Source organism: Halomonas sp. HG01 (assembly GCF_000968715.2).
GTDB lineage: Bacteria > Pseudomonadota > Gammaproteobacteria > Pseudomonadales > Halomonadaceae > Halomonas > Halomonas halophila.
Genome location: NZ_CP022134.1, coordinates 1,958,129 through 1,983,154, shown reverse-complemented (window position 1 = coordinate 1,983,154; position 25,026 = coordinate 1,958,129). Strand labels below are relative to the sequence as shown.

The 25,026-nt window shown below is 68.1% G+C and carries 24 protein-coding genes and 1 tRNA gene; 17 read left to right on the top strand and 8 right to left on the bottom strand.

Annotated features, from left to right (window positions below; translation table 11 throughout):
• The first annotated feature begins 65 nt into the window (after positions 1-65).
• From nhaC to UN84_RS09345, 4 genes are all read left to right on the top strand, one after another.
• The gene (gene nhaC, locus UN84_RS09360; RefSeq protein ID WP_046078030.1) at positions 66-1,514 is read left to right on the top strand and encodes a Na+/H+ antiporter NhaC; all 1,449 of its coding nucleotides are present in this window, start codon (positions 66-68) and stop codon (positions 1,512-1,514) included.
• The gene (locus UN84_RS09355; RefSeq protein WP_173834990.1) at positions 1,511-2,794 is read left to right on the top strand and encodes an NAD(P)/FAD-dependent oxidoreductase; all 1,284 of its coding nucleotides are present in this window, start codon (positions 1,511-1,513) and stop codon (positions 2,792-2,794) included. The genes nhaC and UN84_RS09355 overlap by 4 nt, the downstream gene beginning before the upstream one ends.
• A 135-nt stretch (positions 2,795-2,929) precedes the next feature.
• Entirely contained in the window at positions 2,930-3,115 is a 186-nt protein-coding gene (locus UN84_RS17405) for a hypothetical protein (protein WP_046078032.1), read from the top strand.
• Positions 3,116-3,417: 302 nt separating this feature from the next.
• Positions 3,418-3,493, top strand: a tRNA-Ala gene (locus tag UN84_RS09345).
• 190 nt (positions 3,494-3,683) lie between these two features.
• On the opposite strand, the gene UN84_RS09340 is transcribed toward UN84_RS09345, so the two are convergent.
• The 4 genes from UN84_RS09340 to UN84_RS09325 all read right to left on the bottom strand — a co-directional run bounded on the left by UN84_RS09340 (position 3,684) and on the right by UN84_RS09325 (position 6,795).
• Positions 3,684-4,442, bottom strand: coding sequence for an SDR family NAD(P)-dependent oxidoreductase (locus UN84_RS09340; RefSeq protein ID WP_046078033.1), 759 nt, complete (start codon positions 4,440-4,442; stop codon positions 3,684-3,686).
• 140 nt (positions 4,443-4,582) lie between these two features.
• Complete coding sequence (locus UN84_RS09335; protein WP_046078034.1) at positions 4,583-5,269, bottom strand: type 1 glutamine amidotransferase domain-containing protein; 687 nt, start codon at positions 5,267-5,269, stop codon at positions 4,583-4,585.
• A 102-nt stretch (positions 5,270-5,371) separates the two neighbouring features.
• Positions 5,372-6,181, bottom strand: coding sequence for a 2,5-didehydrogluconate reductase DkgB (dkgB, locus tag UN84_RS09330; protein WP_046078035.1), 810 nt, complete (start codon positions 6,179-6,181; stop codon positions 5,372-5,374).
• Positions 6,182-6,201: 20 nt separating this feature from the next.
• Positions 6,202-6,795, bottom strand: a complete 594-nt coding sequence (locus UN84_RS09325) for an NAD(P)H-dependent oxidoreductase (protein ID WP_046078036.1) — start codon at positions 6,793-6,795, stop codon at positions 6,202-6,204.
• Positions 6,796-6,943: 148 nt separating this feature from the next.
• Between UN84_RS09325 and UN84_RS09320 the strand changes: the two genes are divergently transcribed.
• On the top strand, positions 6,944-7,837 hold the full coding sequence (locus UN84_RS09320; protein WP_046078037.1) for a LysR family transcriptional regulator: 894 nt from the start codon (positions 6,944-6,946) through the stop codon (positions 7,835-7,837).
• A gap of 24 nt (positions 7,838-7,861) precedes the next feature.
• On the opposite strand, the gene UN84_RS09315 is transcribed toward UN84_RS09320, so the two are convergent.
• Positions 7,862-8,896 (bottom strand): LacI family DNA-binding transcriptional regulator, encoded by a 1,035-nt coding sequence (locus UN84_RS09315; protein WP_046078038.1) that lies wholly within the window; start codon positions 8,894-8,896, stop codon positions 7,862-7,864.
• A gap of 68 nt (positions 8,897-8,964) precedes the next feature.
• On the opposite strand from UN84_RS09315, the gene ltnD reads away from it, so the two are divergent.
• The 11 genes from ltnD to UN84_RS09260 all read left to right on the top strand — a co-directional run bounded on the left by ltnD (position 8,965) and on the right by UN84_RS09260 (position 20,547).
• The gene (gene ltnD, locus UN84_RS09310) at positions 8,965-9,972 is read left to right on the top strand and encodes an L-threonate dehydrogenase (RefSeq protein ID WP_082090811.1); all 1,008 of its coding nucleotides are present in this window, start codon (positions 8,965-8,967) and stop codon (positions 9,970-9,972) included.
• A 2-nt stretch (positions 9,973-9,974) separates the two neighbouring features.
• A complete protein-coding gene (gene otnK / locus UN84_RS09305) occupies positions 9,975-11,255 on the top strand; it encodes a 3-oxo-tetronate kinase (protein WP_046078039.1) in 1,281 nt (426 codons plus the stop codon).
• Positions 11,252-11,899, top strand: a complete 648-nt coding sequence (gene otnC, locus UN84_RS09300) for a 3-oxo-tetronate 4-phosphate decarboxylase (protein ID WP_046078040.1) — start codon at positions 11,252-11,254, stop codon at positions 11,897-11,899. The genes otnK and otnC overlap by 4 nt, the downstream gene beginning before the upstream one ends.
• Positions 11,900-11,919: 20 nt before the next feature.
• Positions 11,920-12,726: a 2-oxo-tetronate isomerase gene (otnI, locus tag UN84_RS09295; protein WP_046078041.1), complete on the top strand. Its 807-nt coding sequence runs from the start codon at positions 11,920-11,922 to the stop codon at positions 12,724-12,726.
• A 53-nt stretch (positions 12,727-12,779) separates the two neighbouring features.
• Complete coding sequence (gene denD, locus UN84_RS09290) at positions 12,780-13,769, top strand: D-erythronate dehydrogenase (protein ID WP_046078042.1); 990 nt, start codon at positions 12,780-12,782, stop codon at positions 13,767-13,769.
• Between the two features lie 129 nt (positions 13,770-13,898).
• Complete coding sequence (locus tag UN84_RS09285) at positions 13,899-14,900, top strand: TRAP transporter substrate-binding protein (RefSeq protein WP_046078043.1); 1,002 nt, start codon at positions 13,899-13,901, stop codon at positions 14,898-14,900.
• Between the two features lie 60 nt (positions 14,901-14,960).
• Positions 14,961-15,614 carry a TRAP transporter small permease gene (locus UN84_RS09280; protein WP_046078044.1) on the top strand — a complete coding sequence of 218 codons (654 nt, stop codon included), beginning with the start codon at positions 14,961-14,963 and terminating at the stop codon, positions 15,612-15,614.
• A complete protein-coding gene (locus UN84_RS09275; protein WP_046078045.1) occupies positions 15,611-16,885 on the top strand; it encodes a TRAP transporter large permease in 1,275 nt (424 codons plus the stop codon). The genes UN84_RS09280 and UN84_RS09275 overlap by 4 nt, the downstream gene beginning before the upstream one ends.
• A 20-nt stretch (positions 16,886-16,905) precedes the next feature.
• The gene (locus UN84_RS09270; protein ID WP_046078046.1) at positions 16,906-18,366 is read left to right on the top strand and encodes an aldehyde dehydrogenase family protein; all 1,461 of its coding nucleotides are present in this window, start codon (positions 16,906-16,908) and stop codon (positions 18,364-18,366) included.
• A 136-nt stretch (positions 18,367-18,502) separates the two neighbouring features.
• On the top strand, positions 18,503-19,579 hold the full coding sequence (locus tag UN84_RS09265) for a tartrate dehydrogenase (RefSeq protein ID WP_046078047.1): 1,077 nt from the start codon (positions 18,503-18,505) through the stop codon (positions 19,577-19,579).
• An 86-nt stretch (positions 19,580-19,665) separates the two neighbouring features.
• The gene (locus UN84_RS09260; RefSeq protein ID WP_046078048.1) at positions 19,666-20,547 is read left to right on the top strand and encodes an NAD(P)-dependent oxidoreductase; all 882 of its coding nucleotides are present in this window, start codon (positions 19,666-19,668) and stop codon (positions 20,545-20,547) included.
• An 89-nt stretch (positions 20,548-20,636) separates the two neighbouring features.
• Here UN84_RS09260 and UN84_RS09255 read toward each other — a convergent pair whose 3' ends face one another.
• The 3 genes from UN84_RS09255 to UN84_RS09245 are packed head-to-tail and all read right to left on the bottom strand — an operon-like array spanning position 20,637 to position 24,084.
• A complete protein-coding gene (locus UN84_RS09255) occupies positions 20,637-21,980 on the bottom strand; it encodes a four-carbon acid sugar kinase family protein (protein WP_046078049.1) in 1,344 nt (447 codons plus the stop codon).
• Entirely contained in the window at positions 21,977-23,245 is a 1,269-nt protein-coding gene (locus UN84_RS09250) for a ribulose-bisphosphate carboxylase large subunit family protein (RefSeq protein WP_046078050.1), read from the bottom strand. The genes UN84_RS09255 and UN84_RS09250 overlap by 4 nt, the downstream gene beginning before the upstream one ends.
• An 11-nt stretch (positions 23,246-23,256) precedes the next feature.
• On the bottom strand, positions 23,257-24,084 hold the full coding sequence (locus UN84_RS09245) for a phosphogluconate dehydrogenase C-terminal domain-containing protein (protein ID WP_046078051.1): 828 nt from the start codon (positions 24,082-24,084) through the stop codon (positions 23,257-23,259).
• A 234-nt stretch (positions 24,085-24,318) separates the two neighbouring features.
• On the opposite strand from UN84_RS09245, the gene nanR reads away from it, so the two are divergent.
• The gene (gene nanR, locus UN84_RS09240) at positions 24,319-25,026 is read left to right on the top strand and encodes a transcriptional regulator NanR (RefSeq protein WP_046078052.1); all 708 of its coding nucleotides are present in this window, start codon (positions 24,319-24,321) and stop codon (positions 25,024-25,026) included.

Here is a 25,026-nt window from a genome sequence, read left to right as displayed (position 1 = left end):
GCCTCCTGCGACACGATGACAACGACAAAGAAGGGCGGGCCCGTCCCGCCCGGGGAGCCTTCAAGATGCAAGACTATTCGACCCCGGCCATCCCGGTGCCGCGCCTGCCGCTGGCGCTGATCCCGGTGGTGTTGACCATCGCTCTGCTGGGCGTGCAGATCTTCTACTACGACGACTTCACCCCGCACATCCCGCTGGCCATCGGCTTCGGCATTACCGCCCTGGTCGGCTGGCTGCAGGGCTATCGCTGGAAGGACATCGAGTCCGGCGCCTTCCAGGTGCTGCACGTGGCAATGCCCTCCATCGCCACCCTGATCATCGTCGGCATGCTGGTGGGCACCTGGATCGCCAGCGGCACCGTACCGATGCTGATCTATCTGGGGCTGGAGTTGATCGACCCGAGCTGGTTCCTGGCCGCGGCCATGCTGATGTGTTCGATGGTCTCGCTGTCGATCGGCTCCTCCTGGACCACCGTCGGCACCGTGGGCCTGGCGCTGATGGGCATCGGCGACGCTTTCGGCGTGCCGCTCTACTGGACCGCCGGGGCGGTGGTCTCCGGCGCCTTCTTCGGCGACAAGATCTCGCCGCTCTCCGACACCACCAATCTGTCGCCGGCGGTCACCGAGACCAACATCTTCGACCATATCCGCAACATGATGCCCACCACCGTGCCGGCGATGTTGATCGCGCTGGCAGTATATGCCGTGGTCGGCGGGGCCGACGACGGCGGCGGGACCGATACCCTGACGCGCATCGACGCCATCAAGCAGGGCCTGGCCGACAACTTCGTGATGGGCCCCTGGCAGCTGCTGCCGCTGGTGGTGGTCATCGGCCTGGCGTTCTTCAAGGTGGCGCCGATTCCGGCGCTGTTCACCGGGGTGATGCTGGGCGGCGGCGTGGCCATCTTCACCCAGGGCGCGAGCGTGCACGATGCCCTGACCTTCGCCCACAGCGGCTACAGCGTTGTCACCGGCAGCGAGACCCTGGACAGTCTGCTCAACCGCGGCGGCGTGACCTCGATGACCTGGGTGGTGACGCTGATGATGTTCGCCCTGGCCTATGGCGGCGCGCTCGAGCGCACCCGCTGCCTGGAGGCCATCGTCGGTGCCATCATGAAGCGCCTCAAGGGCTTTCGCGGGCTGCAGACCAGCGCCATCCTGACCTCCATCGCCACCAACGTGGTGTCCGGCGACGTCTACCTGTCGATCGCCCTGCCGGGACGCATGTACAAGCCGGCCTACGATGAGCTGGGCTATTCGCGCCTCAACCTGTCCCGGGCCATCGAGGAGGGCGGCACCCTGGTCTCGCCGCTGGTGCCCTGGAACGCGGGCGGCGCCTTCGTGATCGGTGCCCTGGGGCTGACCGTGAGCGCCGGCGACTTCAGCGCCTTGCTGTACATCCCGCTGGCCTTCGCCTGCTGGCTGTCGCCGCTGTTCGGCATTCTCTATGCCCAGCTCGGCTGGTTCTCCAGGCGCGCCGAGGACGACGCTGCGGCGGCAGGGGAGCGGGCATGAGCCGTATCGCGGTAATCGGTGCTGGGGTGGTCGGCATGACCGCCGCCCTGGCCCTGCAGCGCCGGGGGCATGCGGTGAGCGTGTTCGATCCCAAGGGGCCGGGGGAGGGCGCCTCCTACGGCAACGCCGGCTTCCTGGCCACCGAGCTGATCGACCCGCTGGCCAGCCCGGCGAGCCTGCGCCAGGCACCGCGGCTGTGGTTCGATCCCCACGGCGCCCTGGCGCTGCCGGCCCGCTACCTGCCGCGGCTGACCCCATGGCTGGCACGCTTCCTGGCCGCCGCCCGGCCGGGCCAGGTGGAACGCGGGCGCCGGGCCCTGGCGGCCCTGAACGGCGCCGCGGTGGACGCCTGGCAGCGCTGCCTGGCCGACATCGGCGCCGAGCATGAGCTAGTGGCCTCGGGCTACCTGCAGGTGTGGGCCTCCCCGCGCGGACGGGCCGCCGCGAGGAAGCGGATGGACGAGCTTCGCCGTTGGGGGCACGCGGTGGAGTGGTGCGAGGCGAACGAGCTACGCGCCCTGGAACCGGGGCTCTCGGGCGCGCTCAGCCACGGCCTCCACTTCCGCGATGCGCACCAGGTGCGCGATCCCCACGCCCTGGTGCGCCGGCTGGCCGAGGCCTTCGAGGCCCGCGGTGGCGAGCTGCACCGGGCCGGCGTGACGCGCCTCGAACCGCGGGGCGAGGGCGTGCGGCTGCACACCGACGATGGCACGCGGGACGTCGAGCGCGCGGTGGTCGCCGCCGGTGCCTGGAGCCATCGCCTGGCGGCCGGGCTTGGCCTGAGCATCCCGCTGGAGACCGAGCGCGGCTACCACCTGACGCTGCCCGGGCGCGGCCAGGCCCTGCGCCGGCCAGTGGGCTCGGCGGAGCGCCGCTGCGTGATGACCCCCATGAGCGGCGGGCTGCGCATCGTCGGCTTCACCGAGCTTGGCGGGCTGGCGCTACCGCCCCGGGCGCGCCGCTATGCCTCGCTTCGCCGGCATGCCGAGGCGCTGCTGCACGATCCCGCCGGGCTCGACGACGGCGCCGAGGAGTGGATGGGATTTCGCCCGACGCTGCCGGACTCGCTGCCGGTGATCGACGTCCACCCGGACCACCCTTCGTTAGCCTTCGCCTTCGGCCACCAGCACCTGGGGCTGACCCAGGCGGCGATCACCGCCGAGCTGCTCGTGGCCCGACTGGCCGGCGAGCCTCCGGCCCTCGACCTCGCGCCCTTTCGGGTGACCCGCTTCACGGGGCGCAGGAGCGCGCCGCGCGAAGTCTGCTGCGGGAAAGCCTGAGGGCACCGCCGCGGCCGCATGCCTCTTCGGGCCCCTATGGCAGGGGGCCTACGCTATGTGTGTAACTTTCGACAACGACGGCGCCATCCGAGCCTGAATATCGGCGACGCGCTGGACGTCGCTAGGAGATCGACCATGGACGAAGCCAACCGTCATCCACACGATGCCGTGAGCGAGCCGCGCGCGCGCATCCGTGCCCACTACGGCGTCGACGAGGCGGAGGTGCTGCGCGGGCTGGTCGAGCGCATCGAGCTGTCGCAGCACCAGCGCCGCCAGGTGGCCGAGGTCGGCGCCGACTACGTGTCGCGGGTGCGCGAGTAGACCTCGCCCAGCATGATGGAGGCGTTCCTGGCCGAGTATGGGCTCTCGAACGCCGAGGGGCTTCGGCCCTCGTTTGCCTTCTCTTGTGGGCAAGGGTGCCCAGGCTTGCTAAATGGCAAAAAGCCGGCGTCCAAGCATGGCTCGCGCGACATCATCGCTTCATGCCCGTCTGCGATGGGCTCTGTTTGCGGCCATGGCCATGCTCGGTGCAGTGTTGAAAAGAGGGTTCCGGGCTTGACGTCTCCGACATGACGGCGTAGTATTCGCCTCGTTCTCGCAAGGCAGAAGCGGCGAGCAACAGTGGGGCCTTAGCTCAGCTGGGAGAGCGCAACACTGGCAGTGTTGAGGTCAGCGGTTCGATCCCGCTAGGCTCCACCAATCGAATATCGAGAAGCGGCCCGATGCCATGCATCGGGCCGCTTCTTTTTGTCTGTGTGTCTGCTTTTCCCGTCCTGTTCGCTATCTGGCTTTCCTCCTTTCCTGGCACTTCATATTTTGCGCTGCCTGTGTGTCTGGCGTCTCGCCGGGCCTTGGCCCGGCGAGTGATGGCGTTCGTCGTCTTCGCGGCTCAGTCGCGGTCGATGGCGAAAGGCGCCCAGGCCTGACGCACGGGCATCACGTCCATCCGGTTGATGTTGATGTGCGCCGGGAGGGTTGCGACGTAGAAGATCTGTTCGGCGATGTCCTCGGCGGACAGCGGCGTGGTGCCCTGGTAGAGAGCGTCGTGGGCGTCCTGGTTGCCGCCGGTGCGCACCAGGGTGAACTCGGTCTCGGACAGGCCGGGGGCCACGTCGGTCACGCGTACGCCGGTGCCCAGCAGGTCGCAGCGCAGGTTGTAGCTGAACTGCTTGACGAAGGCCTTGGTGGCGCCATAGACATGGCTGCCGGGGTAGGGTGTATCGCCGGCCACCGAGCCGAGATTGATGATGCTGGTGCCGGCACCCTGTTCGATCAGCGTCGACAGCAGCGCATGAGTGACGTTGGCCAGCCCGCGGACGTTGGTATCGATCATGGTGTGCCAGTCGGCGAGGTCGACCTGCTGCGCCGGCTGGGGCGCCAGGGCCAGGCCGGCGTTGTTGATCAGGCAGGTCACCCCGGCGAACTCGTCGGGCAGGGCTTCGACCATGGCCTTCACTGCGGCGTCGTCGCGCACGTCGAGTACCGCCGTGTGGACCGGGACCTTGTCCTCGAGCGCCTCGCGAAGCTCCGCGAGGCGTTCCTCGCGGCGGCCGGAGAGCACCAGCGACCAGCCCGCCTCGGCGAAGCGGTGGGCACAGGCGCGTCCGAATCCGGAGGTGGCACCGGTGATGAAGGCGATACGGTTCATGGCAGGCTCCTTTGCGTCATGAGATCGGTAGGAGCCTCAGCATAGCGCGTCGAGGCGGCGGGGATCGATGGTGCTGATGGACAACGGGCGGGGCCGGCATGGCCGACCCCGCCCGTGGTGGCGGCTCCCGTGAGCCGGACTCAGCCCTTCAGGGCGTCCATCAGGCAGCGGGCGACAGGCTCGGAGGAAGGCGGGTTCTGACCGGTGATCAGGTTGCCGTCCTGGCGGGTGTAGGGCGCGAAGTCGTCGGCCTTGGTATACCGGCCGCCCTTGGCGATCAGGGCATCCTCGACCAGCTGCGGCACGATCTCGGTCAGGCCCACGGCGTCCTCTTCGCCGTTGGTGAAGCCGGTGACCGCGCGTCCCTCGACCAGCGGCTTGCCGTGCTCGTCCTTGGCGTTGAGCAGCACGATGGGCGCGTGGCAGACCGTGGACACCGGCTTGCCCTGGGCCCAGAAGGCCTCGATCAGGCGGACCGAGTCGGCGTCGTCGACCAGGTCCCATAGCGGGCCGTGGCCGCCCGGATAGAAGATGGCGTCATAGTCGTCGGCCTTGACGTCGGCCAGGCGCTGCGTGGCGGCGAGCCGGGCCTTGGCCTCGGCGTCCTGCTGGAAGCGGCGGGTCGCCTCTGTCTGGCTCTCCTCGGCATCGCTCTTGGGATCCAGGGGCGGCTGGCCGCCCTTGGGCGAGGCCAGGGTGAGTTCGGCGCCGGCGTCCTGGAACACATAGTAGGGGGCGGCCAGTTCCTCGAGCCAGAAACCGGTCTTCTCGCCGTTGTCGCCGAGGCGGTCGTGAGAGGTCAGCACGATCAGAATGCGCGGTGTCATCGAAGCGTCTCCTGGGGTGTCGGGCCCGGCATGTCGGGCCCGTTTCGGAATGTGTCGGGAATGTCAGCGTGGATCGGATGTCGCCGTTGGTAAAGCCTGGCGTCAGTCCCAGGCCGGCGCGAAATCCGGGTTGGCGATGCGTTCGCCACGATCGAGGGCGGCGATGGCCTGCATCTCCTCGTCGCTCAGCGTGATCTCGAGAGCGGCCAGGTTGCTTTCGATGTTCTTCGCCTTGGTCGACGAGGGAATGATCGCGATGCCCTGCTGGTTCAGCCAGGCCAGGGCGATCTGCGCCGGGCTGGCATCGTGAGCCTCGGCGATGCGCGCCAGGGTCTCGTCGTCCATCACCTTGCCCACGGCCAGCGGCATGAAGGCGGTCACTGCGATGCCGTGGCGTTCGCAGTGCTCGATCAGCGCCCGGTTCTGCAGGAAGGGATGCACCTCGATCTGGTTGGTCAGCAGGGCGCCCTTGCCGAGGATCTCGACGGCCCGGTCGAGCTGGGCGCGGGTGAAGTTCGAGACCCCGATATGGCGGGTCTTGCCGGCCTCTTGCACCTTCTTGAGCGCCGTCAGGTAGTCGGCCATGGGCACTTCGTCGTTGGGCGAGGGCCAGTGGATCAGCAGCAGGTCGACGTGGTCGGTGCCGAGCTTGTTCAGGCTCTCCTCGGCGCTGGCCTCCAGGTCGGCGGGCGAAAGGCGATCATGCCAGACCTTGGTGGTCAGGAAGATCTCCTCGCGGGGAATGCCGCTCTCGGCGATGGCCTGGCCGACCTCGGCCTCGTTGCCATAGAACTGCGCGGTGTCGATGTGGCGATAGCCGAGTTCGAGCGCGGTCAGCACGCTTTGCTTGAGGGTGTCGCCCTCGAGGCGGAAGGTGCCGAAACCTGGGGTGGGCAGCGTATGGGTCGTCATGAAAGCTCCTTGGGTCGGGTTCAGGCGTCAGCGGTTTCGTCGAGGACGCGTATCAGGTGGGCCTGGTACGCATCCCGATGGGCGTCGATGGCCGGTGACTTGATCACGTCGTTGGCCAGGAAGGTTGGCAGGGCGCTCATGCCGAGGAATTCCAGCGCCTTGTGCAGCGGAAAGTAGACGGCGTCGACGCCGCGGCCCTCGAAGAAGTCGCCGGGCGCGTCGAAGGCCTCCTGCGGCGCGTTCCAGGTCAGCGACAGCAGGTAGCGCTTGCCCTGCAGCAGGCCGCCGCTGCCGTACTGCCGGGTCGGATCGTGGCGCGAGCGCCCGTCGCTGGCGTAGAGCGTGCCATGGCCGGTGGTCAGCACTTCGTCCAGATAGCGCTTGACGGTCCATGGCGCCCCCATCCACCAGCCCGGCATCTGCAGGATGATGACGTCGGCCCAGCGCCATTTCTCGACCTCGGCGTCTGCCGAGTAGCCATCGTCGATACGCGTTTCCTGCAGGGTGTGGCCCCGTTCGGCCAGTGTGCCACGCGCCGTCTCGTGCAGGGTGTCGTTGTAGCGGCCACCGGAATGAGCGTAGGCCTTGGCACCGTTGAGCAGCAGGATATTCATGGGCTTTCGTTAATCTCCTAATCAGTCGTGCGCTCAAGAGTGGGGACGTCATGGGCGGGCTTCAATCGCGACAAGGTGCAAAACACCTTTGCGTTTGATGCAAAGGCTGGGATCCTGACGGCGAACGAATGGCCCTAAGGAGACACGCATGGACAGCCGCACGGACGAACTCAGCCTGTTGCTGGCGGTGGTGGACAGCGGAAGCTTCAGTGCCGCGGCGCGTCAACTGGGCGTGCCGGTGTCCCGGGTGTCCCGAGCCGTCCAGCGTCTGGAGCGGCGGCTCGATGCACCGCTGCTCAACCGCACCACCCGCAGCATCATCCTGACCAGCGAGGGGCGGCGCTTCGCCGAACGCGTGCGTGAGGGGCTCGGCGTGCTGGAAGAAGCCGAAGAGGCGGTGAGGATCGGCCGAGAGCGCCCCAGCGGCCCGCTGCGCGTGGACGCGGCCACGCCCTTCATCCTGCATCAGCTGGTGCCGCTGATCGGGGAGTTCCAGGCGGCGTATCCCGGCATCGAACTGGAGCTCTGCGCTTCCGACGACATCATCAACCTGCTCGAGCAGCGTGCCGATGTGGCGATCCGCATCGGCGGCCTCGAGGATTCCACCCTGCATGCCCGCAGCCTGGGTCAGTCGCCGCTGCGGCTGGTGGCGAGCCCATCGTATCTCGAGCGGCACGGCGCGCCCGACGTGCCGCAGGCCCTGCATGGGCATCGACTGCTGGGCTTCATCAACGCCGAGGCGCTGAACTACTGGCCGGTGGCGGGCCTGTCATCGCAGGGGCCCAATATCCGTCCCTCGCTCACGACCTCCAGCGGCGAGGTGATGCGCGAACTGTGCCTGGCGGGCCACGGCATTGCCTGCCTGTCACGCTTCATGATTCGAGAGGATCTGGCGCGGGGCGATCTGGTCGGCCTGCTGGACGCGTATATCGTCAGCCCCAACCCGCGCGAGCGGGTGCAGGCGGTCTACTACCGCAACACCGCGCTGTCGCCGCGGATCGGCGCCTTTCTTGACTTCATCGCCCCGCGGCTGACGCTATGAGGGGGATCGGCGTGCGGCGGAGCCTCAGGTGCTCTGGCCGATCAGCAGCTCGAAGCCCACATCCAGCCGTCGACGGCTGACGCGCCGGTCGTCCAGGCGCCGCAGCACCTGTTCGGCGGCCTGCCGCCCCATGGCCTCCCGGGGGGAGCGGATGGTCGTCAGGCGCGGCGTCAGATGCTGACCCAGCGGCAGGCCGTTAAAGCCGGCGATGGCGATGTCGTCCGGCACTGTCAGCCCGAGCCGCACGCTGTGCAGCAGGGCGCCGGCCGCCAGGTCGTCGTTGGCGAAATGGATGGCATCGGCATCGCGGTACTCGGCCAGCACGCGATCCAGCCCGCCGGCGCCGGCGTCCAGACTGCCCAGCTGGTCGAGCTCGAGCAGCGGTGCTTCGTGGCCGGCGGACTCGAACACCTCTCGATGCCCCTCATAGCGCATCTGAGCGCGGTAGTCCCGATCCAGACATGCGCCAACGAAAACACTGCGGCGATGGCCCCGTTCCAGAAGGTGGCTGGCCATGCAGCGGCCGGATTCGCGATGGTCGAGGCCGACGTTCAGGTCCAGCCCGTCGCCGAGCTCCATGACTTCCATGACCGGCTTGTCGCAATGCGCGAGCAGGGTGCGGCAGGCCGGCGAGTGGCGCAGGCCCGCCGTGACCAGGGCGGAGCAGGACCAGCCCAGGAAGGTCCTGACCAGCTGGTGCTCGCGCTCGAGGTCGTAGTCGGTGTTGCCCAGCAGGATCTGGTAGCCCCGGGCCTCGAAGGTGACCTGCAGGCCGCGGATCACCTCGATGAAGACACTGTTCTCCAATGAGGGAACGATCACCGCGATGAAGCGCGAGCGCGCCGAGGCCAGGCTGCCGGCGATCAGGTTGGGCACGTAGCCGACCCGCTCCATGGCCTCCAGGATCCGCGCCCGGGTGGCCTCGTTGACCCGCTCGGGCGTGTTCAGCGCGCGCGAGGCGGTGATGGCGGACACGCCGGCGGCCTCGGCGACCTCCTTGAGTGTCGGTTGCGACGCGCCCCGGCGGCGCCGGGTTCGTTGGGTGTCCCGGTTAGACATTGGTCTCGTCCCTGCGCTCTGCGCTTGCCCCGTCAGAGGCGTCCGTCTAGAAAGGTGTTAGCGCTAACATGATAGCGCTAACACGCGCCGGTGACATCCTCCACCGAGACGGCCAGCACACGACATCGGGAGAACCAAAGGTGAGCGACATTTCCGCAAGCAAGCCCCGCATCGGGGTCGTCGGCCTCGGGGCCATGGGCCTGGGAACGGCCATGGCGCTGCTCGAGGAAGGGCTGCCGGTCACGGGCTGCGACGTTTCCGCGGCGGCGCGGCAGGCCTTCGAGGCACAAGGCGGGCGCTGGGTCGACAGTCCAGCGGCACTCGCCGAGTGCTGCGATATCGTGCTGCTGGTGGTCGTCAATGCCGATCAGGTGGAGCAGGTGCTGTTCGGCGAGCAGGGGCTGGCCGCGCGGCTGGCACCGGGCAGCGTGGTGGTGCAGTGCGCCACGGTGGCGCCCAGCATCGCCCGCCGGCTGGGTGAGCGGCTGGTCGAGGCCGGCCTCGAGATGCTCGATGCACCGATCAGCGGCGGGGCCGCCAAGGCGCGCAGCGGCGAGCTGTCGGTCATGGCTTCCGGGGCGCACTCGGCGTTCGACAAGGCGGCCCCGGCGCTCGAGGCCATGGCGGCCACCGTCTACCGGCTGGGCGATGGGCCCGGCGTCGGCTCGAGCATGAAGCTCGTGAACCAGCTGCTGGCCGGGGTGCATATCGCCACTGCGGCCGAGGCCATGGCACTGGGCATCCGCCTGGGGCTCGACCCGGACACCGTCTACGAGGTGATCACCCATTCGGCGGGCAATTCCTGGATGTTCGAGAACCGGGTGCCGCACATCCTCAAGGGAGACTACACGCCGCTGTCGGCCGTCGACATCTTCGTCAAGGACCTCAACATCGTCCATGACACCGGACGCGAGCTGGCCATGCCGACCCCGGTGACCGCCTCTGCCCTCCAGCAGTTCACCGCCGCCAAGGGTGCCGGCCTGGGTCGCGAGGACGACTCGGCCGTGATCAAGGTCTACGAGCGGCTGTCGGGGATCACGCTGCCCGAGGCGGCCAACGACCCGCAGGAGGCCTGATCATGGCTATCGTACTGGGCGCCATCGCCGACGACTTCACCGGCGCCACCGACCTGGCCAACAACCTGGTGCGCAGCGGCATGCGCTGCGTGCAGGTGATCGGCGTGCCGCACGCCGCACTGGCGCTGGACGACGTCGACGCCGTGGTGGTGGCGCTGAAGTCGCGCTCCTGCGCCGTGGAGTGCGCCGTCGAGGATTCCCTCGCCGCCCTCGACTGGCTGCAGGCGCAGGGCGCGCGCCAGATCTTCTTCAAGTACTGCTCGACCTTCGATTCCACCGACGCCGGCAATATCGGCCCGGTCACCGAGGCGCTGATGACGCGGCTCGGCGCGACCCAGACGGTGATGGTGCCGGCATTCCCGGTCAACGGCCGTACGGTCTATCAGGGGCACCTGTTCGTCGGTGACCGGCTGCTCAACGAGAGCGGCATGCAGCACCACCCGCTCAATCCCATGACCGATGCCGACCTGGTGCGGGTGCTGTCCCGTCAGGTCGCGCGCCCGGTGGGGCTGGCATCGCACTCGGTGCTGGCCCGGGGCGGGGAGGCGACTCGCCGTCATCTGGAGGCGCTGCATGAGCAGGGCGTCGGCCATGTGGTCTGCGACACCCTCGACGATCGTGACCTCGCGGCGATCGCCGCGGCGGTGGTCGACCTGCCGCTGGTGACCGGCGGCTCCGGGCTGGGTCAGGCGCTGCCGGTCGAGTACCGGCGCTGCGGCTGGCTGGCCGAGGTGGCCGAGCCCGGCCGCCTGGCACCGTCGGCCGGCACGGCCCTGGTGCTGTCGGGCAGCTGCTCTCGGGCGACCCTGGCGCAGGTGGCGCGCTTCCTCGAGCATCACCCTGGTATGGCGCTGGACCCGCTGGCGCTGGCCGAGGGCGAGGACCACCTCCAGGACGCGCTGACCTTCGCCCGGGAGCGGCTGGCGGACGGCGGTCCGGTGCTGGTCTATGCCTCCGCCGACCCGGAGCGGGTCAAGGCTGCCCAGGCGACGCTGGGTGCCGAACGCGCCGGTCAACTGGTCGAAGACGCGCTGGGGCGCCTGGCCCGCACGCTGGTCGAGGAGGGCGTGGGCCGGCTGGTGGTCGCCGGCGGCGAGACCTCCGGCGCGGTGGTCTCGGCGCTGGGGGTTCGCACCCTGCGCATCGGCGAGCAGATTGATCCCGGCGTGCCCTGGACCCAGGCTCCGCTTGCCGGCCGCGAGGCGCCGCTGTCCCTGGCGCTCAAGTCGGGCAACTTCGGCGGCCCCGATTTCTTTACCCGAGCCTTCGAGGTGCTGACATGAGCGCGCATGCCATCAATGCCCAGCGCGAGCAGATCGCCGTCATGGGGAAGTCGCTGTTCGATCGCGGGCTGACCATGGGCTCCAGCGGCAACATCAGCGTGCGCCTGGAAGACGGCGGCTGGCTGATGACGCCGACCAATGCCTGCCTGGGGCGGCTCGATCCGGCGCGCATCGCGCGCCTGGACCGGGACGGCCGACTGCTCGACGGCGACAGGCCGACCAAGGAGCAGTTCCTGCATACGGCGATGTACCAGGAGCGTCCCCAGTCCGGCGCCATCGTCCACTTGCATTCGACCCACTCGGTGGCCGTCTCTTGCCTGCCCGACGTGAATCCCTGCGACTGCATTCCGCCGCTCACGGCCTACTACGTGATGCGGGTCGGGAAGCTGCCGCTGGTGCCCTATCACATGCCCGGTGACCCGAGCCTGGGAGACGCCGTGCGCGGCCTGGCCGGCCGCCACAGCGCGGTGCTGCTGGCCAATCACGGCCCGGTGGTGGCCGGCAAGTCGCTGGAGGCCGCGGTCTACGCCACCGAGGAGCTCGAGGAAACCGCCAAACTGTTCCTCCTGCTGCGCGGGCAGGACCCGCGCGGCCTGACGCCCGAGCAGGTGGCCGAACTCGAAGCGCGCTTTCCGCGCGACTGACCCGACCGCAAGGAGCGACAATGACCCGACTGGCCGCCAACCTCAGCATGCTGTTCACCGAGCACGATTTCCTCGACCGCTTCCAGGCCGCCGCCGATGCCGGCTTTCGCGGCGTCGAGTACCTGTTTCCCTATGCCCATGCGCCGGAGCGCATCGCCGAGGCGCTGCACGAGGCGGGCGTCGAGCAGGTGCTTTTCAACCTGCCGCCCGGTGACTGGGAGGCCGGCGAGCGTGGCCTCGCCAGCCTGCCGGGGCGCGAGGCGGAGTTTCGCGACGCCGTGATCGAGGGCCTGCGCTATGCCGCGCAGCTTAACTGCTCCCGCGTGCATGCCATGGCCGGGCTGCTGCCCGAGGGCCTGGATGACCGCGCGCTGGACGAGGCCCGCGAGGCCCATCACGCCACCTATCTGCAGAACCTGCGTTTCGCCGCCGGCGAGGCGGCGAAGGCCGGCCGGGAGCTGCTGATCGAGCCGATCAACACCCGCGACATGCCGGGCTATTTTCTCTCCCGCCAGGACCAGGCCGTGGCGGTTCTCGAGGCCGTGGGCGCGGACAACCTGCGCCTGCAGTTCGATCTCTACCACTGCCAGATCATGGAGGGCGACCTGATTCGCCACCTGGAACACCTGCTGCCCCATATCGGCCACGTGCAGATCGCCGGGGTGCCGGAGCGACACGAGCCGGATGTCGGCGAGGTGCATTATCCGGCGATTCTCGCGCGCCTCGAGGCGCTGGGCTATGGCGGCTGGATCGGCTGCGAGTATCGGCCGGCCGCCGCCACCCGGGATGGCCTGGGCTGGGGGCAGGCCTACGGGCTGCGGCCCTGAGGGCTGCCTCTCCTTGAGCCACAACACCATTCTCACGATCAGGAAGTGACGCCATGCATATCGTCATTACCGGCGCCGCCGGTTTTCTTGGCCAGCGCCTCGTGCAGCGGCTGCTGGAACTCGGTGAGCTCGACGGCCGGCCGATCCGCCGGCTGACGTTGATCGACCAGGCCGAGCCGCCCGCCATAGAGGGCGCGAGCGTCGAACTGGAGGCCCTGGCGCTGGACATCAGTGCCCCGGGGGGGCTGGACACGGTGCTGGCAGCGCGGCCGGACGTCATCTACCACCTGGCCGCGGTGGTCAGTTCGGCCGCCGAGGCGGATCTGGATCTGGGCATGAGGGTCAACTTCGATGCCACCCGCGCGCTCCTGGAGGGCTGTCGGGCCCATGGGCTGTCCGCGACCCGCCTGGTAATGGCCAGCTCCGTGGCGGCCTACGGGGGGGAGCTGCCCGAGGTCCTCGACGACATGACCGCGCTGCATCCGCAGAATTCCTACGGCGCCCAGAAGGCCATGTGCGAGCTGCTGGTCAACGACTACAGCCGCCGTGGCCTGATCGACGGCCTGGTGCTGCGCCTGCCGACCATCGTGATTCGCCCCGGGCGGCCCAACGCCGCGGCCTCGAGCTTCGCCTCCAGCATCCTGCGCGAGCCGCTCAACGGCGAGGAAGCCATCTGTTCGGTGCCCACTGAGCTTGAGCTGTTCGTGATGTCGCCGGCCAGCGTTATCGAGGCCCTGATCCACGGCGCTGCGGTGCCGGGAGACGCGCTCGGCGACTTCCGGGCCTTCATGCTGCCGGGCATCACGGTGAGCGTCGCCGAGATGCTCGAGACCCTGGGCGAGGTCGCCGGCGAGCCGGCGCTGGCCCTCGTCCGTCACGAACCGGACCCCGCCATCGAGGCCATCGTCGGCAGCTGGCCGGCGCGCTTCCGCAACGACCGAGCCCGGCAGCTGGGCTTCGAGGGCGACCGGAATTTCCGCGATATCGTCCAGGCCTTCATGGCCGAGCAGGCGGGCCAGGGAGGCCCCTTGCCGCCTGCGTGAGGACGATCTTCCGACCATTGTCGTATTTGACATGGTGGAGTGATTGTCATGTCATTATACCAGTTTGCCGTACCCTGTCGGCCCCGGCCGTCGGTCTCTACCCAGCCGCAAACCCAAGGGGATATAACAATGACTACCCGTTTTGCACGTCACGCCTTGCCCGCCGCCATCGCCGGCGTTTCCGCCCTGGCCCTGGCCGCCACCAGCCTCGGTGTCTCGGCCGCCCAGACCATCACCGTGGGGCATACCACTTCCGACAGCTCCCACTACTCGGCCGGTGTCGACGCCTTCGCGGCCAAGCTCGATGAGCTCAGCGACGGTGAGTTCGAAGTGGCCGAGCATCCGTCCGGCGCCCTGGGCGGCGAGCGCGCCATGATCGAGGGCCTGCAGATCGGCACCATCGACATGGTGGTGTCGTCCACCGGGCCGCTGGGCAACTTCGTGCCCGAGACCTACGTGCTCGACCTGCCGTTCCTGTTCAAGGACTACGACCAGGCGCGCTGCGTGCTGGACGGTGACGTCGGCCAGTCACTGCTGGACAAGATCGGCGAGAACAACCTCGTGGGCCTTGCCTGGACCGAAAACGGCTTTCGTCACCTGACCAACAGCCAGCGTGACGTGGAGACTCCCGAGGACGCCGCCGGATTGAAGATCCGCACCATGGAAAACGAGATGCACATGGCCGCGTTCCGCGAGCTCGACGTGCATCCCACGCCCATGGCGTTTCCGGAACTGTTCACCGCCCTGCAGCAGGGCACGGTGGATGGCCAGGAGAACCCGATTTCGGTGATTCTCACCGGCAATCTCTGGGAGGTGCAGGATCGTCTGTCCCTCACCGGCCATGTCTATTCGCCGGCCATCATGCTGGCCTCTCCGGTGCTCTGGGACAGCCTCAGCGACGAGGAAAAGGGTTGGTTCCGCGAGGCGTCCCAAGCCGGCGCAGAGGCCACCCGGGCGATGGTGTCGCGGCTCGAGACCGAGGGGGTGGCCGAGCTCCAGGAGAAGGGCATGACCGTGGTCGAGGATATCGGCAAGGCGCCGTTCCAGGAGGCCGTCGAGCCTTCCTACAAGGTCTACACCGACCAGTATGGCAGCGAGATGCTTGACCGGATCCGCAATAGCGACTGCTGATCGTCACCCGATGCCTGCCTCGACACTCGTGTCGAGGCAGGCCGCTTCAAGGGGTATGTCATGCTGGAATTCTTCCTGCGTTTCGAACGTGTGATGACTCGGTTCTCGCTCGTGGTGGCGGTATTGATGCTCATCATTTCAGTGACCACCGGCTTCTATCAGGTCCTGACGCGGTTTGTCTTCGATGCCCCGTCCACCTGGTCGGAAGTCGTGGCGCGTTCTTCCATGATCTGGTGCGTTTTTCTTGCCGCTGCATCGGGCTTCCGCGGCGGCGACATGATGTCCGTCGAGGTCATCTACAAGCTGGTTCCACGCAAGAGCCTGATCCTGATTGAGACCCTGATCGCCGTGGGCTGTGTGATCGCCCTGGTGATACTGGTCTATTACGGCACGGCGATGACGCTGCGGGTCAGGTCACAGATGCTGTCCGGGCTGGGGGTGACGATTGCGTGGGTCTACGCAGCGATTCCCGTTGGCGCCGGTTTCGCACTGCTGGCGGTCGTGGCGCGACTGCTGGCCCAGGCCAGCGGACGCGAGACCGTCGGCATGGAGGAGAATGACGAGCCCGAACCGCTGCGTCATGACGAAGCGGAATCGGCAACGTCCGAGCCCCCGCCGGGATCTTCCACGCCACCTCGGGACCGGCAATCACGGACATCATTGAGCGGTGTGGCGTCACCCGCCGGCTCAACGACTCGGAGGGCCCGCTCATGAATCTCGCGATTGGCCTGTCTCTGGTTCTCTTCTTTGCGATCGGCGTGCCCATCGCCATCTCCATCCTGCTGGCGTCGATCATCGGCATCGAGTTCTTCACACGATTCCCGCTGCTGATGGTGCCGCAGCAGATGTTCGTGGGCATCGACAACTTCCCGCTGATGGCCATTCCGTTCTTCATCCTGGCCGGCAATCTGATGGCCGCCGGGGGCATCTCGCAGCGCCTGGTGGATCTGGCCAAGTCTATCGTCGGCGGCCTGCAGGGCGGCCTGGCGATGACCTGCGTGCTGACCTGCATGCTGTTCGCCGCGGTGTCGGGCTCGAGCGTGGCCACCACCTTCGCCATCGGCTCGATCCTGATTCCGGCCATGGCGCGCCACGGTTATCCGCGGCCGCTGGCCGCCTCGATCCAGGCGTCGTCGGCGGAGCTCGGGGTGCTGATTCCGCCGTCGATCCCCCTGATCCTCTACGGCGTCAGCACCGATACTTCCATCGGACGCCTGTTCATTGCCGGCATCGGCCCGGGCTTGCTGATCGGCAGTGCCTTGCTGCTGTTCCTGTACCTGTTCTGCAAGGTGCGTGGCTATGGGCTCAGGGATCGGGAAGACCGCCAGGATTTCGGGACGTCCTTCAAGCGGGCCTGGGCCGCGCTGCTGATGCCGGTGGTGGTGATCGGCGGCATCTACGGCGGCGTGTTCACGCCTACCGAGGCGTCGGCGGTGGCGGTGGTCTATGCGCTGATCGTCGGCGGACTGATCTACCGGGAGCTCAGCCTGGCGCAGCTGTGGCCGATCCTGAGGCAAAGCGTGATCGCCACCGCGACGGTGATGCTGATCATCTCGGCGGCGGCGCTGTTCAGCTTCCTGATCAGCCGCTCCGGGCTGCCCGGCGAGGTGGCGGACTGGGTCACCCAGGTGTTCGACAGCCCGATCAGCTTCCTGCTGGCGGTCAACGTCATGCTGCTGGTGATCGGCATGTTCGTCGAGACCTCGGCGGCGATCCTGGTGCTGGCACCGATCTTCACTCCGATCGCCGTGCAGTACGGCATCGATCCGGTGCATTTCGGGCTGATCATCGTGGTCAACCTGGCGCTGGGCATGTTCACCCCGCCGCTCGGCGTCAACCTGTTTGCCGCCTGCGCGGTGGCCAAGCTGTCCATCGATCAACTCATTCCCTGGCTGCTGCGTTTCGTGCTGGTGGTGCTGGCCTGTCTGATGGCGATCACCTATCTGCCCTGGATCTCGCTGGGGCTGGTCGACCTGCTGTACTGATAACAATCAAGGAGACATCGATGAGTGCGTTACCCGTAACGCCGCGCTGCGCGGCACTGATCGGCGGGGAGTGGGTGCCCACGCCCAGTTCCCTGAGCGTCGAGGCACCGGCCACGGCCACGCCGCTGGCCGAGATCGCCCGCTGCGAGGCAGAGCAGGTCGACGCTGCGGTCGCGGCGGCACGGCGTGCCTTCGACGGCGAGCTCGGCGACTGGCACCAGTGGTCGGCCCGCCGGCGCGGCGAATGGCTGTACGCCTTTGCCGACGCCATCGATGCCGACGCCGAGACCCTGTCCGCCCTGGAGTGCGCCGATACCGGCAAGCCGATGACTCAGGCCCGGGGCGACATCGCCGTGTGCGCCCGTTACTTCCGCTTCTACGCCGGCGCGGCGGACAAGCTCCATGGCGAGACCATCCCCTTCGACAACGACTTCGCCGTGTTCACGCTGCGCGAGCCCTATGGCGTCTGCGGCCAGATCATTCCCTGGAACTACCCCTCGCAGATCTTCGGCCGCTGCGTAGCGGCGGCGCTGGCGGCCGGCAACAGTGTGGTGCTCAAGCCCGCCGAGGATGCCTGCCTGAGCGTGCTGCGCCTGGCCGAGCTGGCCGTCGAAGCCGGGCTGCCGGCCGGGGGCCTCAACGTGGTGCCGGGCCTGGGGCGCGAGTCGGGCTCGGCGCTGGCCGCACATCCGGGCATCGATCACCTGTCGTTCACCGGCTCGCCGGAGACCGGGACCCTGGTCACTCAGGCCGCGGCGGTCAATCACGTGCCGGTGACCATGGAGCTCGGCGGCAAGTCGCCGCAGATCGTGTTCGCCGATGCCGACCTCGAGGCCGCCCTGACGGCGGTGGTGCGGGGCATCATTCAGAATGCCGGCCAGACCTGCTCGGCGGGGAGTCGACTGCTGGTCGAGGCATCCTGCTACGACGAGGTGGTCTCGCGACTCGCCGCACGTTTCGGCGACCTGCGCTGCGATGCCGGCGAGCGCGATGCCGACTGCGGCCCGCTGATCAACGCCCGCCAGCGCGAGAAGCTCGAGGCCCGGCTGGCGGCGGCACAAGAGGACGGCATTCGCGTCGCGGCGGCCGGTCAGCTGGCCGAGGGGGCGCCCGCCGAGGGGCATTTCGTGGTGCCGCAGCTGCTGGTCGACATCCCCGAGGGCCATGAGGTGACCCGCGAGGAGCTGTTCGGCCCGGTGCTGGCGGTGCAGCGCTTCGAGGACGAGGAGGACGCTGTGCGCCTGGCCAATGCCACCGACTTCGGCCTGTGTGCCGGCGTCTGGACCCGCGACGGCGGGCGTCAGCTGCGCCTGGCCAAGCGCATCCGCAGCGGCCAGGTCTTCGTCAACAACTACGGTGCCGCCGGTGGCATCGAGCTGCCGTTCGGCGGCATGGGCCGCTCCGGCCACGGCCGCGAGAAGGGCTTCGAGGGGCTGAAGAGCTACACCCAGCTCAAGACGGTGGCGATCCGCCACGGTTGAGCCTCGCCTGCATCCAGATCGACCCGCATGACGCCATTGGCCGGGGAGGGCGCACTGTCGCCGCCTCGGTCGTGGGAGTGTCGTGCGTCAGAGGTTCCATTGCGACACGGGCAGCTTGCTGCCGGGAGACAACATCATGACCTACAGGATCGCAGTACTGGCGGGGGACGGCATCGGCCTCGAGGTGGTGCCCCAGGGGCTGAAGGTGCTGGAGGCGGCGGCTCGTCGTTTCGACCTGCCGCTGGAATTCGAGCACTTCGATTTCGCCAGCTGTGCCTATTACATGGAACACGGCGACATGCTGCCGGAGGACTGGTACGAGACTCTGACCCGTTTCGACGCCATCTTCTTCGGCGCCGTGGGCTGGCCCGATACGGTGCCGGACCATGTCTCGGCCTGGGGCTCGCTGCTCAAGTTCCGGCGCGCCTTCGACCAGTACGTCAACCTGCGGCCGTGCCGGCTGATGCCGGGCATCGAGAGCCCGCTCAAGGGGCGGGAACCCGGCGATATCGACTTCCTGGTGGTGCGCGAGAACACCGAAGGCGAGTACTCGCGCCTCGGCGGGCGAGTGTTCGAAGGCACCGATCGGGAGGTGGTGTTGCAGGAAACGCTGATGACCCGCACCGGGGTCGACCGGGTGCTGAAGTACGCCTTCGAGCTGGCCCAGTCGCGGCCGCGGAAGAAGCTGACTTCGGCCACCAAGTCCAACGGCCTGTCGATCTCGATGCCCTACTGGAACGAGCGGGTGGCGGCGATGAAGACGAATTTCCCCGAGATCGACGTCGATCAGTTCCATATCGATATCCTCACTGCCAACTTCGTGCTGCATCCCGACTGGTTCGACGTGGTGGTGGCCAGCAATCTGTTCGGCGACATCCTCTCCGACCTGGGCCCGGCCTGCACCGGCACCATCGGCATCGCGCCGTCCGGCAACATCAACCCGACCGGGGAATTCCCCAGCCTGTTTGAGCCGGTCCACGGCAGCGCCCCGGACATCGCCGGGCGCGGCATCGCCAACCCCATCGGCCAGATCTGGTGTGGGGCGATGATGCTTGAGCACCTGGGCGAGGCCGAGGCCGGAGCGGCGATCGTCGCCGCCATCGAAGCGGTGCTGGAGCAGAGCGATCCGCAGGTGCTGACGCCGGACCTCAAGGGCCGCGGCAGCACCGAGACCCTGGGGCGTGCCATCGCCGAGGCGCTGGGCGCCGCCTGAGCGCGACATATCGGTAGTTCAACCAGCAAGCGCCACGTGTGGGGCGGGAGGGCCGGGCGCGTGGCGACGTCTAACGGGAGTGACGAATGAACAAGACATACCGGGTCGGCATGATCGGCGTGGGCCTGATGGGCCACGGCATCGCCACCAGCCTGCTGCGGGGCGGCCATCGGCTGAGCTTCCTCGATCATCCCGGCAATCAGCCGGTCGAGGACCTGCTGGAGGCCGGTGCCGAGAAGCGATCCAGCGCCCGCGAGGTGGCCGAGCATGCCGAAGTGGTGATCCTCTGCGTGACCGGCACGCCCCAGGTGGAGAGTGTTCTGTTCGATGCCGGCGGCGTGCTGGAAGGCCTGCAGCCGGGCAGCGTGATCGTCGACTGCTCGACGGCGATCCCGAGCTCCACCCTGGCCATCGCCGAAAGGGTTGCCGCCGCCGGTGGCCAGTTCATGGACGCCGCCATGACCCGCACGCCCAAGGAGGCCGCCGAGGGGCGTCTCAATCTGATCGTCGGGGCCGCCGACGAGCTGTTCCGCGATATGAAACCGCTGCTGGAGAGCTTCTCCGAGCACATCACCCACGGCGGTCCGGTGGGGGCGGGCCACAAGCTCAAGTTGTTGCACAACTATGTGTCGCTGGGCTTCACCGCGGTGCTGTCCGAGGCGGCGGCGGCCTCGCGCCGTGCCGGCATCGATGACGACGTCTTCCTCGAGGTGCTGGGCAACGGCGGCGGTGGCGGGGTGGTGCTGGAGCGCCTGCGGCCCTTCATCGCCGCCGGGGACCCCTCGGGCTTCCGCTTCAGCCTCTCCAATACGCTCAAGGACATCGACTACTACAACGCCATGGCCCGGGACGTGGGCGCCGAGCGTGGCGTGGCCGCCGCCATCGATGCGCTGTATCGCGACGTCAACGAGCGGGGGCATGGCGATCGCCTGACCCCGGAGCTGGTGGCGCTGCTGGGGCAGCCTTGAGCGGTAGACAGCCCTGAGCGGAAGGGAAACAAGCGATGGCGCCCGGCGGAGATTCCGCCGGGCGCCGTCTCTTGTGCCGACCATGCGAATCAGCCGAAGTCGGCGTCGCGCAGGCGTCCGAAGTAGGCATCGTCGCCGATCTGGCCGCCCTTGAAGGCAACCTGCAGACCATCGAAGGCGGTCTCGTCGGCGTGGGCAAGGCACAGCGGCGAGCCCGGCGTCTGCGGCAGCGGACGGCAGGTGGTGAGGGCATGAATGCCCAGTTCGTGGAGGGCGTGGCTCGAGGTGTCGCCGCCGGCGACCACCACGCGGGTGAGGCCCTCGGCGAGTACCAGCTCGCGCAGCAGTCGGCCCAGTCCGCGTCCCAGCGCGTGACGCGCGTCTTCGCCCGACAGCGTCGGCAGGCTGCCATCCGGTCCCAGGGCGGTGTAGATCACCACGCTGAGCCCGTCGTGCAGCGCCGTCAGCGCCTGTTGGCGGGCCTCGTCGAGCGCGGCCGATGCCGTTTCGGCGTCGGCCAGGCGGGCCGCGTCGAGGGCGATGCCGCGAAAGCCGTTGGCCTCGGCCCAGCGGATCTGCCGGGCCGTGGTTTCGGAGCAGCTGCCCGAGACCACCGCGATGCGCTCCACCGGAGCGGGCTCCTCGAAGGGGGCGGGGGCCGCGTCGACGATTCCTTGCCGGCGCCATTCCGCGAGCAGCGCATATTCCACCCCGGAGGAGCCGACCACGAAGCCGCCCTGCGGCGGTCGCGTGCGCCACATCTGGTGGCCCGCGGCCGCCTGGCTGGCGGGGTCGAGTACATCGAAGAGCAGCGCCTGGTGGCGTGCCCGGGCCTCGTCCACGCGTCGGTCGGCCGCATCGTCGGTCAGGGTCCGGAAGTCCACGAGGCCCGTCTCGAGGTCGGTCTGGGCGGCCAGATGCCGGCGCAGGTCGGCCTCGTGCATCGGCGTTACCGGATGCTGCGACATGATCGGATGACGGTCGATGCGATACACCTCGCCCCAGGCCGTGGCGAACAGCTGGCCGAAGGCGGTATAGCGGCCGAGCTGGGGGGCGCCGACCACGATCGGCACGCAGGCCTGATCGTGGAGGCGGCGGCCGATCTCCAGGGCGCGGCCGATGCTGCCGGTCTCCGGGGCGCTGTCGAAGGTCGAGCAGGTCTTGTAGTGGCACAGTGCCGCGCCGCGTTCGCGCAGCCAGGTCAGTGCCGGCACCAGATGCCGATCCATCCAGGCCGGCGACTCGCTGCGGCTGGTGCCGGCCAGGCCGATGGCGCGGCAGTGGCGAAAGCGGGCCAGCTGGTCGGCATCGGGGAGGGCGGTGAACAACACGGTATCGACGCCCTGGCTGCTCAGGGCCTCCATGACGTCGGTGGAGCCGGTCAGGTCGTCGCCGTAGTAGCTGATCAGCGTCGTGTCGTGGTCGGGTCTCATCGGCGGAAGGTCTCCAGGGCGCGGGCCAGTTGACGATGTTCGCGGGCATAGGCGTCCAGCTCGATGCCTGCCACGGCGGCCTCCCAGGCTTGGCGCAGGCTATGCACGCCGGCGCCGATGCCGTCGGGATGCGCCATGATGCCGCCGCCGGCGCAGAAGATCAGATCGGTGCTGTCGACGGCGCGATAGGTATCGGCGGCCTGGTCGGCGGTCTGGCCGGAGGAGAACACCGGCATCACCTCGCAGCCCGGTGAGGGCGGGGCGAACATCGGCGTCAGGCAGGTGCGGGCGCTGGCGATGACGCTGGCGTCTTCCTCGCTGAACTTGTTGCGCAGCCCGTTGACGTGGATATGGTCGACCCCGGCCAGTCGCCACAGTTTCTGGTAGGCGACGAAGCTCATGCCCAGGTGCGGCGAGCGGCTGAAAATGCCCCAGCCGGCGCGATGGCCGTGCAGTGCCACTTGGCAGTGGCGGCGCAGCCGGGTGATGCCGGCGAGCCCGACGGCGTTGAGCGCCGCCATCACGCAGCTGCCCCCGGCGGCGACCACGTAGTCGTGATGCTCGCGCATCTCATCCAGGTCGCCGGTGATGTTGAAGGCGTACATCACCCGGCGCCCGGTGCGCTCGGCGTGTTCGCGGATCACCGGCATCACGGCGTCGACCCGCGCCTTGAGCGGATTGTGCGGGCCGTTGGCCTGCAGTTCATCGTCCTTGATGAAGTCGATTCCACCTTCGACAAGTTCGCGGACCACCTCGGCCGTGGCGCCGGGTGACAGGCCGACGCTGGGCTTGATGATGGTGCCGATCAGCGGGCGTTCGCTGATACCGGTCAGCTCGCGGGTGCCGGCGATGCCGAACTGCGGTCCGGGATAGGCGTCGGCGAAGGGCGCCGGCAGTTCCAGGTCGAGCAGCTTGAGCGCCGAGAACTCCTTGAGCTCGAACAGGTTGCCGGCCACCGTGGCCACCAGGGTGGGAAGCGAGGGGCCGAGATTGGCGAGCGGCCAGGACAGCGTCACCCGGGCGCGCCGATAGACGGAATGTCCGTCGTCCACCAGCGGGGCGGGGATGGGCAAGGACGGAGTCGCCACGCTGTCCAGCGGCTCGATGGCCTCGACGCGGGCGCCGTGATGCTCTCGCAGTTCGTCGGTCTCGCTGGCGAGACGCGTGAAGGTGCCACAGGACTGCTCGCCCGCCATGACCGCGGCAGCGTGCTCCAGAGGGTAGGGCGTCTCGATCAGGTAGCTGGCACGAATACGATCGCTCATGGCCGCCCCCGTCAGGTGATGCGCTGGATGCTGTCGGCGATGGCGTCGCGCTCGAAGACCTGTTTCCAGTCGTCGCGCATCAGCATCGGCTTGCCGTTCTCGATGGCCTTGTTGCAGGCATCGGAGAAGGCGCCGGGCTGCTCGTCGAAGATCACCGCGCCGAGGATATTCATGTGGCCGAGCAGGAAGTCGCGCGCGCACTGCTCGGAGACTCCGCGGGCGACGACTTCGTCCATGGCCTCGCGCATCACCGCCAGCAGGGTGGCGCAGACGGTCTCAGACAGGCCCGGCTCGAGCAGCGCCATCTCGTCGACGCTGACGCGATGCGAGCGGCCGACCGGCGCGTAGATGGTCCGGGCGATCCGCTCGCCCAGGGCGAAGCTCTCCTCCGGCCCCTGCATCAGGGCACTGACGATATGCTGGGTTGCCTTGTAGCCGCCGAAATAGTCGCGCTTGGCCTCCAGCTCGGTCTCGTCGTTGAAGATCGGCGGATGGCAGGGATGGGTGACGAAGTAGGTGAGGTCCTCGCGCTCCGGCAGGTGGCCGGCGAAGGGGGCGGCGGCGTCGAGGGTCACGAGCATGGTGCCGCTTTCCATCAGCGGGGCGAGCTGCGCGGAGATGCTGCCGATCAGGGTGTCCGGGACGGCCAGGATCACGGCATCGGCCCCGGGAACCGCCTTTTCGGCGGCCATGCAGTCGATGCCCAGCTCGCTCTTGAGGCGTTCGCGCCCGGCGTCGCTGACCTCGACGTGACGCACGCTGAAGTCCGACGACTGCAGGTTGCGGGACAGGCGAAAGCCCATCTTGCCGCCGGCACCGATCAACGCAATGGTAGTCATGGGGCTGTCTCCTCGGGTCGTTGTGGAGTGTTGTTGTGAACGTCTTGCGAGCGCGCTGTGACATACAGACGCAGGGCGTCGAGCCAGGACGAGCATTTTTCTCGCTCAACTGGTATGATGACAATATAAGTTGACGTGACTGTCAAACACGACCTTGGTGGCATTCGCTATGCCGGCGTGCCGCGAGATGCGTATGCTGTGCCCCTGTTTTCGACCCTGATGAAGGCCAGACACATGAGCGATGCCCTGAAGATCTCGCGCAGAAAGCTGTCCGACGAAGTCTTCGATCGGCTCTATGCGATGCTGCTGAACGGCGACTATGCCCCCGGTGATCACCTGCCTTCGGAGCGCGAACTGATGGAGCGCTTCGGCGTGGGCCGGCCCGCCATTCGCGAGGCCATGCAGTCTCTGGAACGCCTGGGGCTGGTGTCGATCCAGCACGGACAGCGTCCCAAGGTGACCATGCCCACGGCGGAAGGCATGCTGTCTCAGATCGAGCTGACGGCCATGCACATGCTGTCCAACTCGCCGCAGTCGCTGGAGCATCTCAAGGAGGCCCGGGCCTTCTTCGAGCTGGGCATGGTGGCGCGGGCCGCCAGGGCGGCACGCGAGGAGGATGTCGCTCACCTGCAGGAGCTGCTCGAGCGTCAGCGCAGCGAGCTCAACCGTGACATCGGGGCCTTCATCAAGGCCGATATGTCCTTCCACTCTGCAATCGTCGAGATCACCGGCAACCCGATCTTCATCGCCATCAGCCACGCGATGCTCAACTGGCTGGCCAACTTCCACGCCTCCGTACTGCACTGGAAGGGCAGCGAGCACATCACCCTCGAGGAGCACGGGCGCATCCTCGATGCCATCCGCCAGAATGACGAGGCCGCCGCGGTGAGAGAGATGCGGGCGCATCTGGACCGGGCCCGCAGCCTGTATCACCTGTCCTGA

Bases quoted from the DNA above. Each gene is read 5' to 3' on its own strand.
- nhaC (WP_046078030.1), top strand. From the start codon at position 66: ATGCAAGACTATTCGACCCCGGCCATCCCGGTGCCGCGCCTGCCGCTG.
- UN84_RS09355 (WP_173834990.1), top strand. From the start codon at position 1,511: ATGAGCCGTATCGCGGTAATCGGTGCTGGGGTGGTCGGCATGACCGCC.
- UN84_RS17405 (WP_046078032.1), top strand. From the start codon at position 2,930: ATGGACGAAGCCAACCGTCATCCACACGATGCCGTGAGCGAGCCGCGC.
- UN84_RS09340 (WP_046078033.1), bottom strand. From the start codon at position 4,442: ATGAACCGTATCGCCTTCATCACCGGTGCCACCTCCGGATTCGGACGC.
- UN84_RS09335 (WP_046078034.1), bottom strand. From the start codon at position 5,269: ATGACACCGCGCATTCTGATCGTGCTGACCTCTCACGACCGCCTCGGC.
- dkgB (WP_046078035.1), bottom strand. From the start codon at position 6,181: ATGACGACCCATACGCTGCCCACCCCAGGTTTCGGCACCTTCCGCCTC.
- UN84_RS09325 (WP_046078036.1), bottom strand. From the start codon at position 6,795: ATGAATATCCTGCTGCTCAACGGTGCCAAGGCCTACGCTCATTCCGGT.
- UN84_RS09320 (WP_046078037.1), top strand. From the start codon at position 6,944: ATGGACAGCCGCACGGACGAACTCAGCCTGTTGCTGGCGGTGGTGGAC.
- UN84_RS09315 (WP_046078038.1), bottom strand. From the start codon at position 8,896: ATGTCTAACCGGGACACCCAACGAACCCGGCGCCGCCGGGGCGCGTCG.
- ltnD (WP_082090811.1), top strand. From the start codon at position 8,965: ATGATAGCGCTAACACGCGCCGGTGACATCCTCCACCGAGACGGCCAG.
- otnK (WP_046078039.1), top strand. From the start codon at position 9,975: ATGGCTATCGTACTGGGCGCCATCGCCGACGACTTCACCGGCGCCACC.
- otnC (WP_046078040.1), top strand. From the start codon at position 11,252: ATGAGCGCGCATGCCATCAATGCCCAGCGCGAGCAGATCGCCGTCATG.
- otnI (WP_046078041.1), top strand. From the start codon at position 11,920: ATGACCCGACTGGCCGCCAACCTCAGCATGCTGTTCACCGAGCACGAT.
- denD (WP_046078042.1), top strand. From the start codon at position 12,780: ATGCATATCGTCATTACCGGCGCCGCCGGTTTTCTTGGCCAGCGCCTC.
- UN84_RS09285 (WP_046078043.1), top strand. From the start codon at position 13,899: ATGACTACCCGTTTTGCACGTCACGCCTTGCCCGCCGCCATCGCCGGC.
- UN84_RS09280 (WP_046078044.1), top strand. From the start codon at position 14,961: ATGCTGGAATTCTTCCTGCGTTTCGAACGTGTGATGACTCGGTTCTCG.
- UN84_RS09275 (WP_046078045.1), top strand. From the start codon at position 15,611: ATGAATCTCGCGATTGGCCTGTCTCTGGTTCTCTTCTTTGCGATCGGC.
- UN84_RS09270 (WP_046078046.1), top strand. From the start codon at position 16,906: ATGAGTGCGTTACCCGTAACGCCGCGCTGCGCGGCACTGATCGGCGGG.
- UN84_RS09265 (WP_046078047.1), top strand. From the start codon at position 18,503: ATGACCTACAGGATCGCAGTACTGGCGGGGGACGGCATCGGCCTCGAG.
- UN84_RS09260 (WP_046078048.1), top strand. From the start codon at position 19,666: ATGAACAAGACATACCGGGTCGGCATGATCGGCGTGGGCCTGATGGGC.
- UN84_RS09255 (WP_046078049.1), bottom strand. From the start codon at position 21,980: ATGAGACCCGACCACGACACGACGCTGATCAGCTACTACGGCGACGAC.
- UN84_RS09250 (WP_046078050.1), bottom strand. From the start codon at position 23,245: ATGAGCGATCGTATTCGTGCCAGCTACCTGATCGAGACGCCCTACCCT.
- UN84_RS09245 (WP_046078051.1), bottom strand. From the start codon at position 24,084: ATGACTACCATTGCGTTGATCGGTGCCGGCGGCAAGATGGGCTTTCGC.
- nanR (WP_046078052.1), top strand. From the start codon at position 24,319: ATGAGCGATGCCCTGAAGATCTCGCGCAGAAAGCTGTCCGACGAAGTC.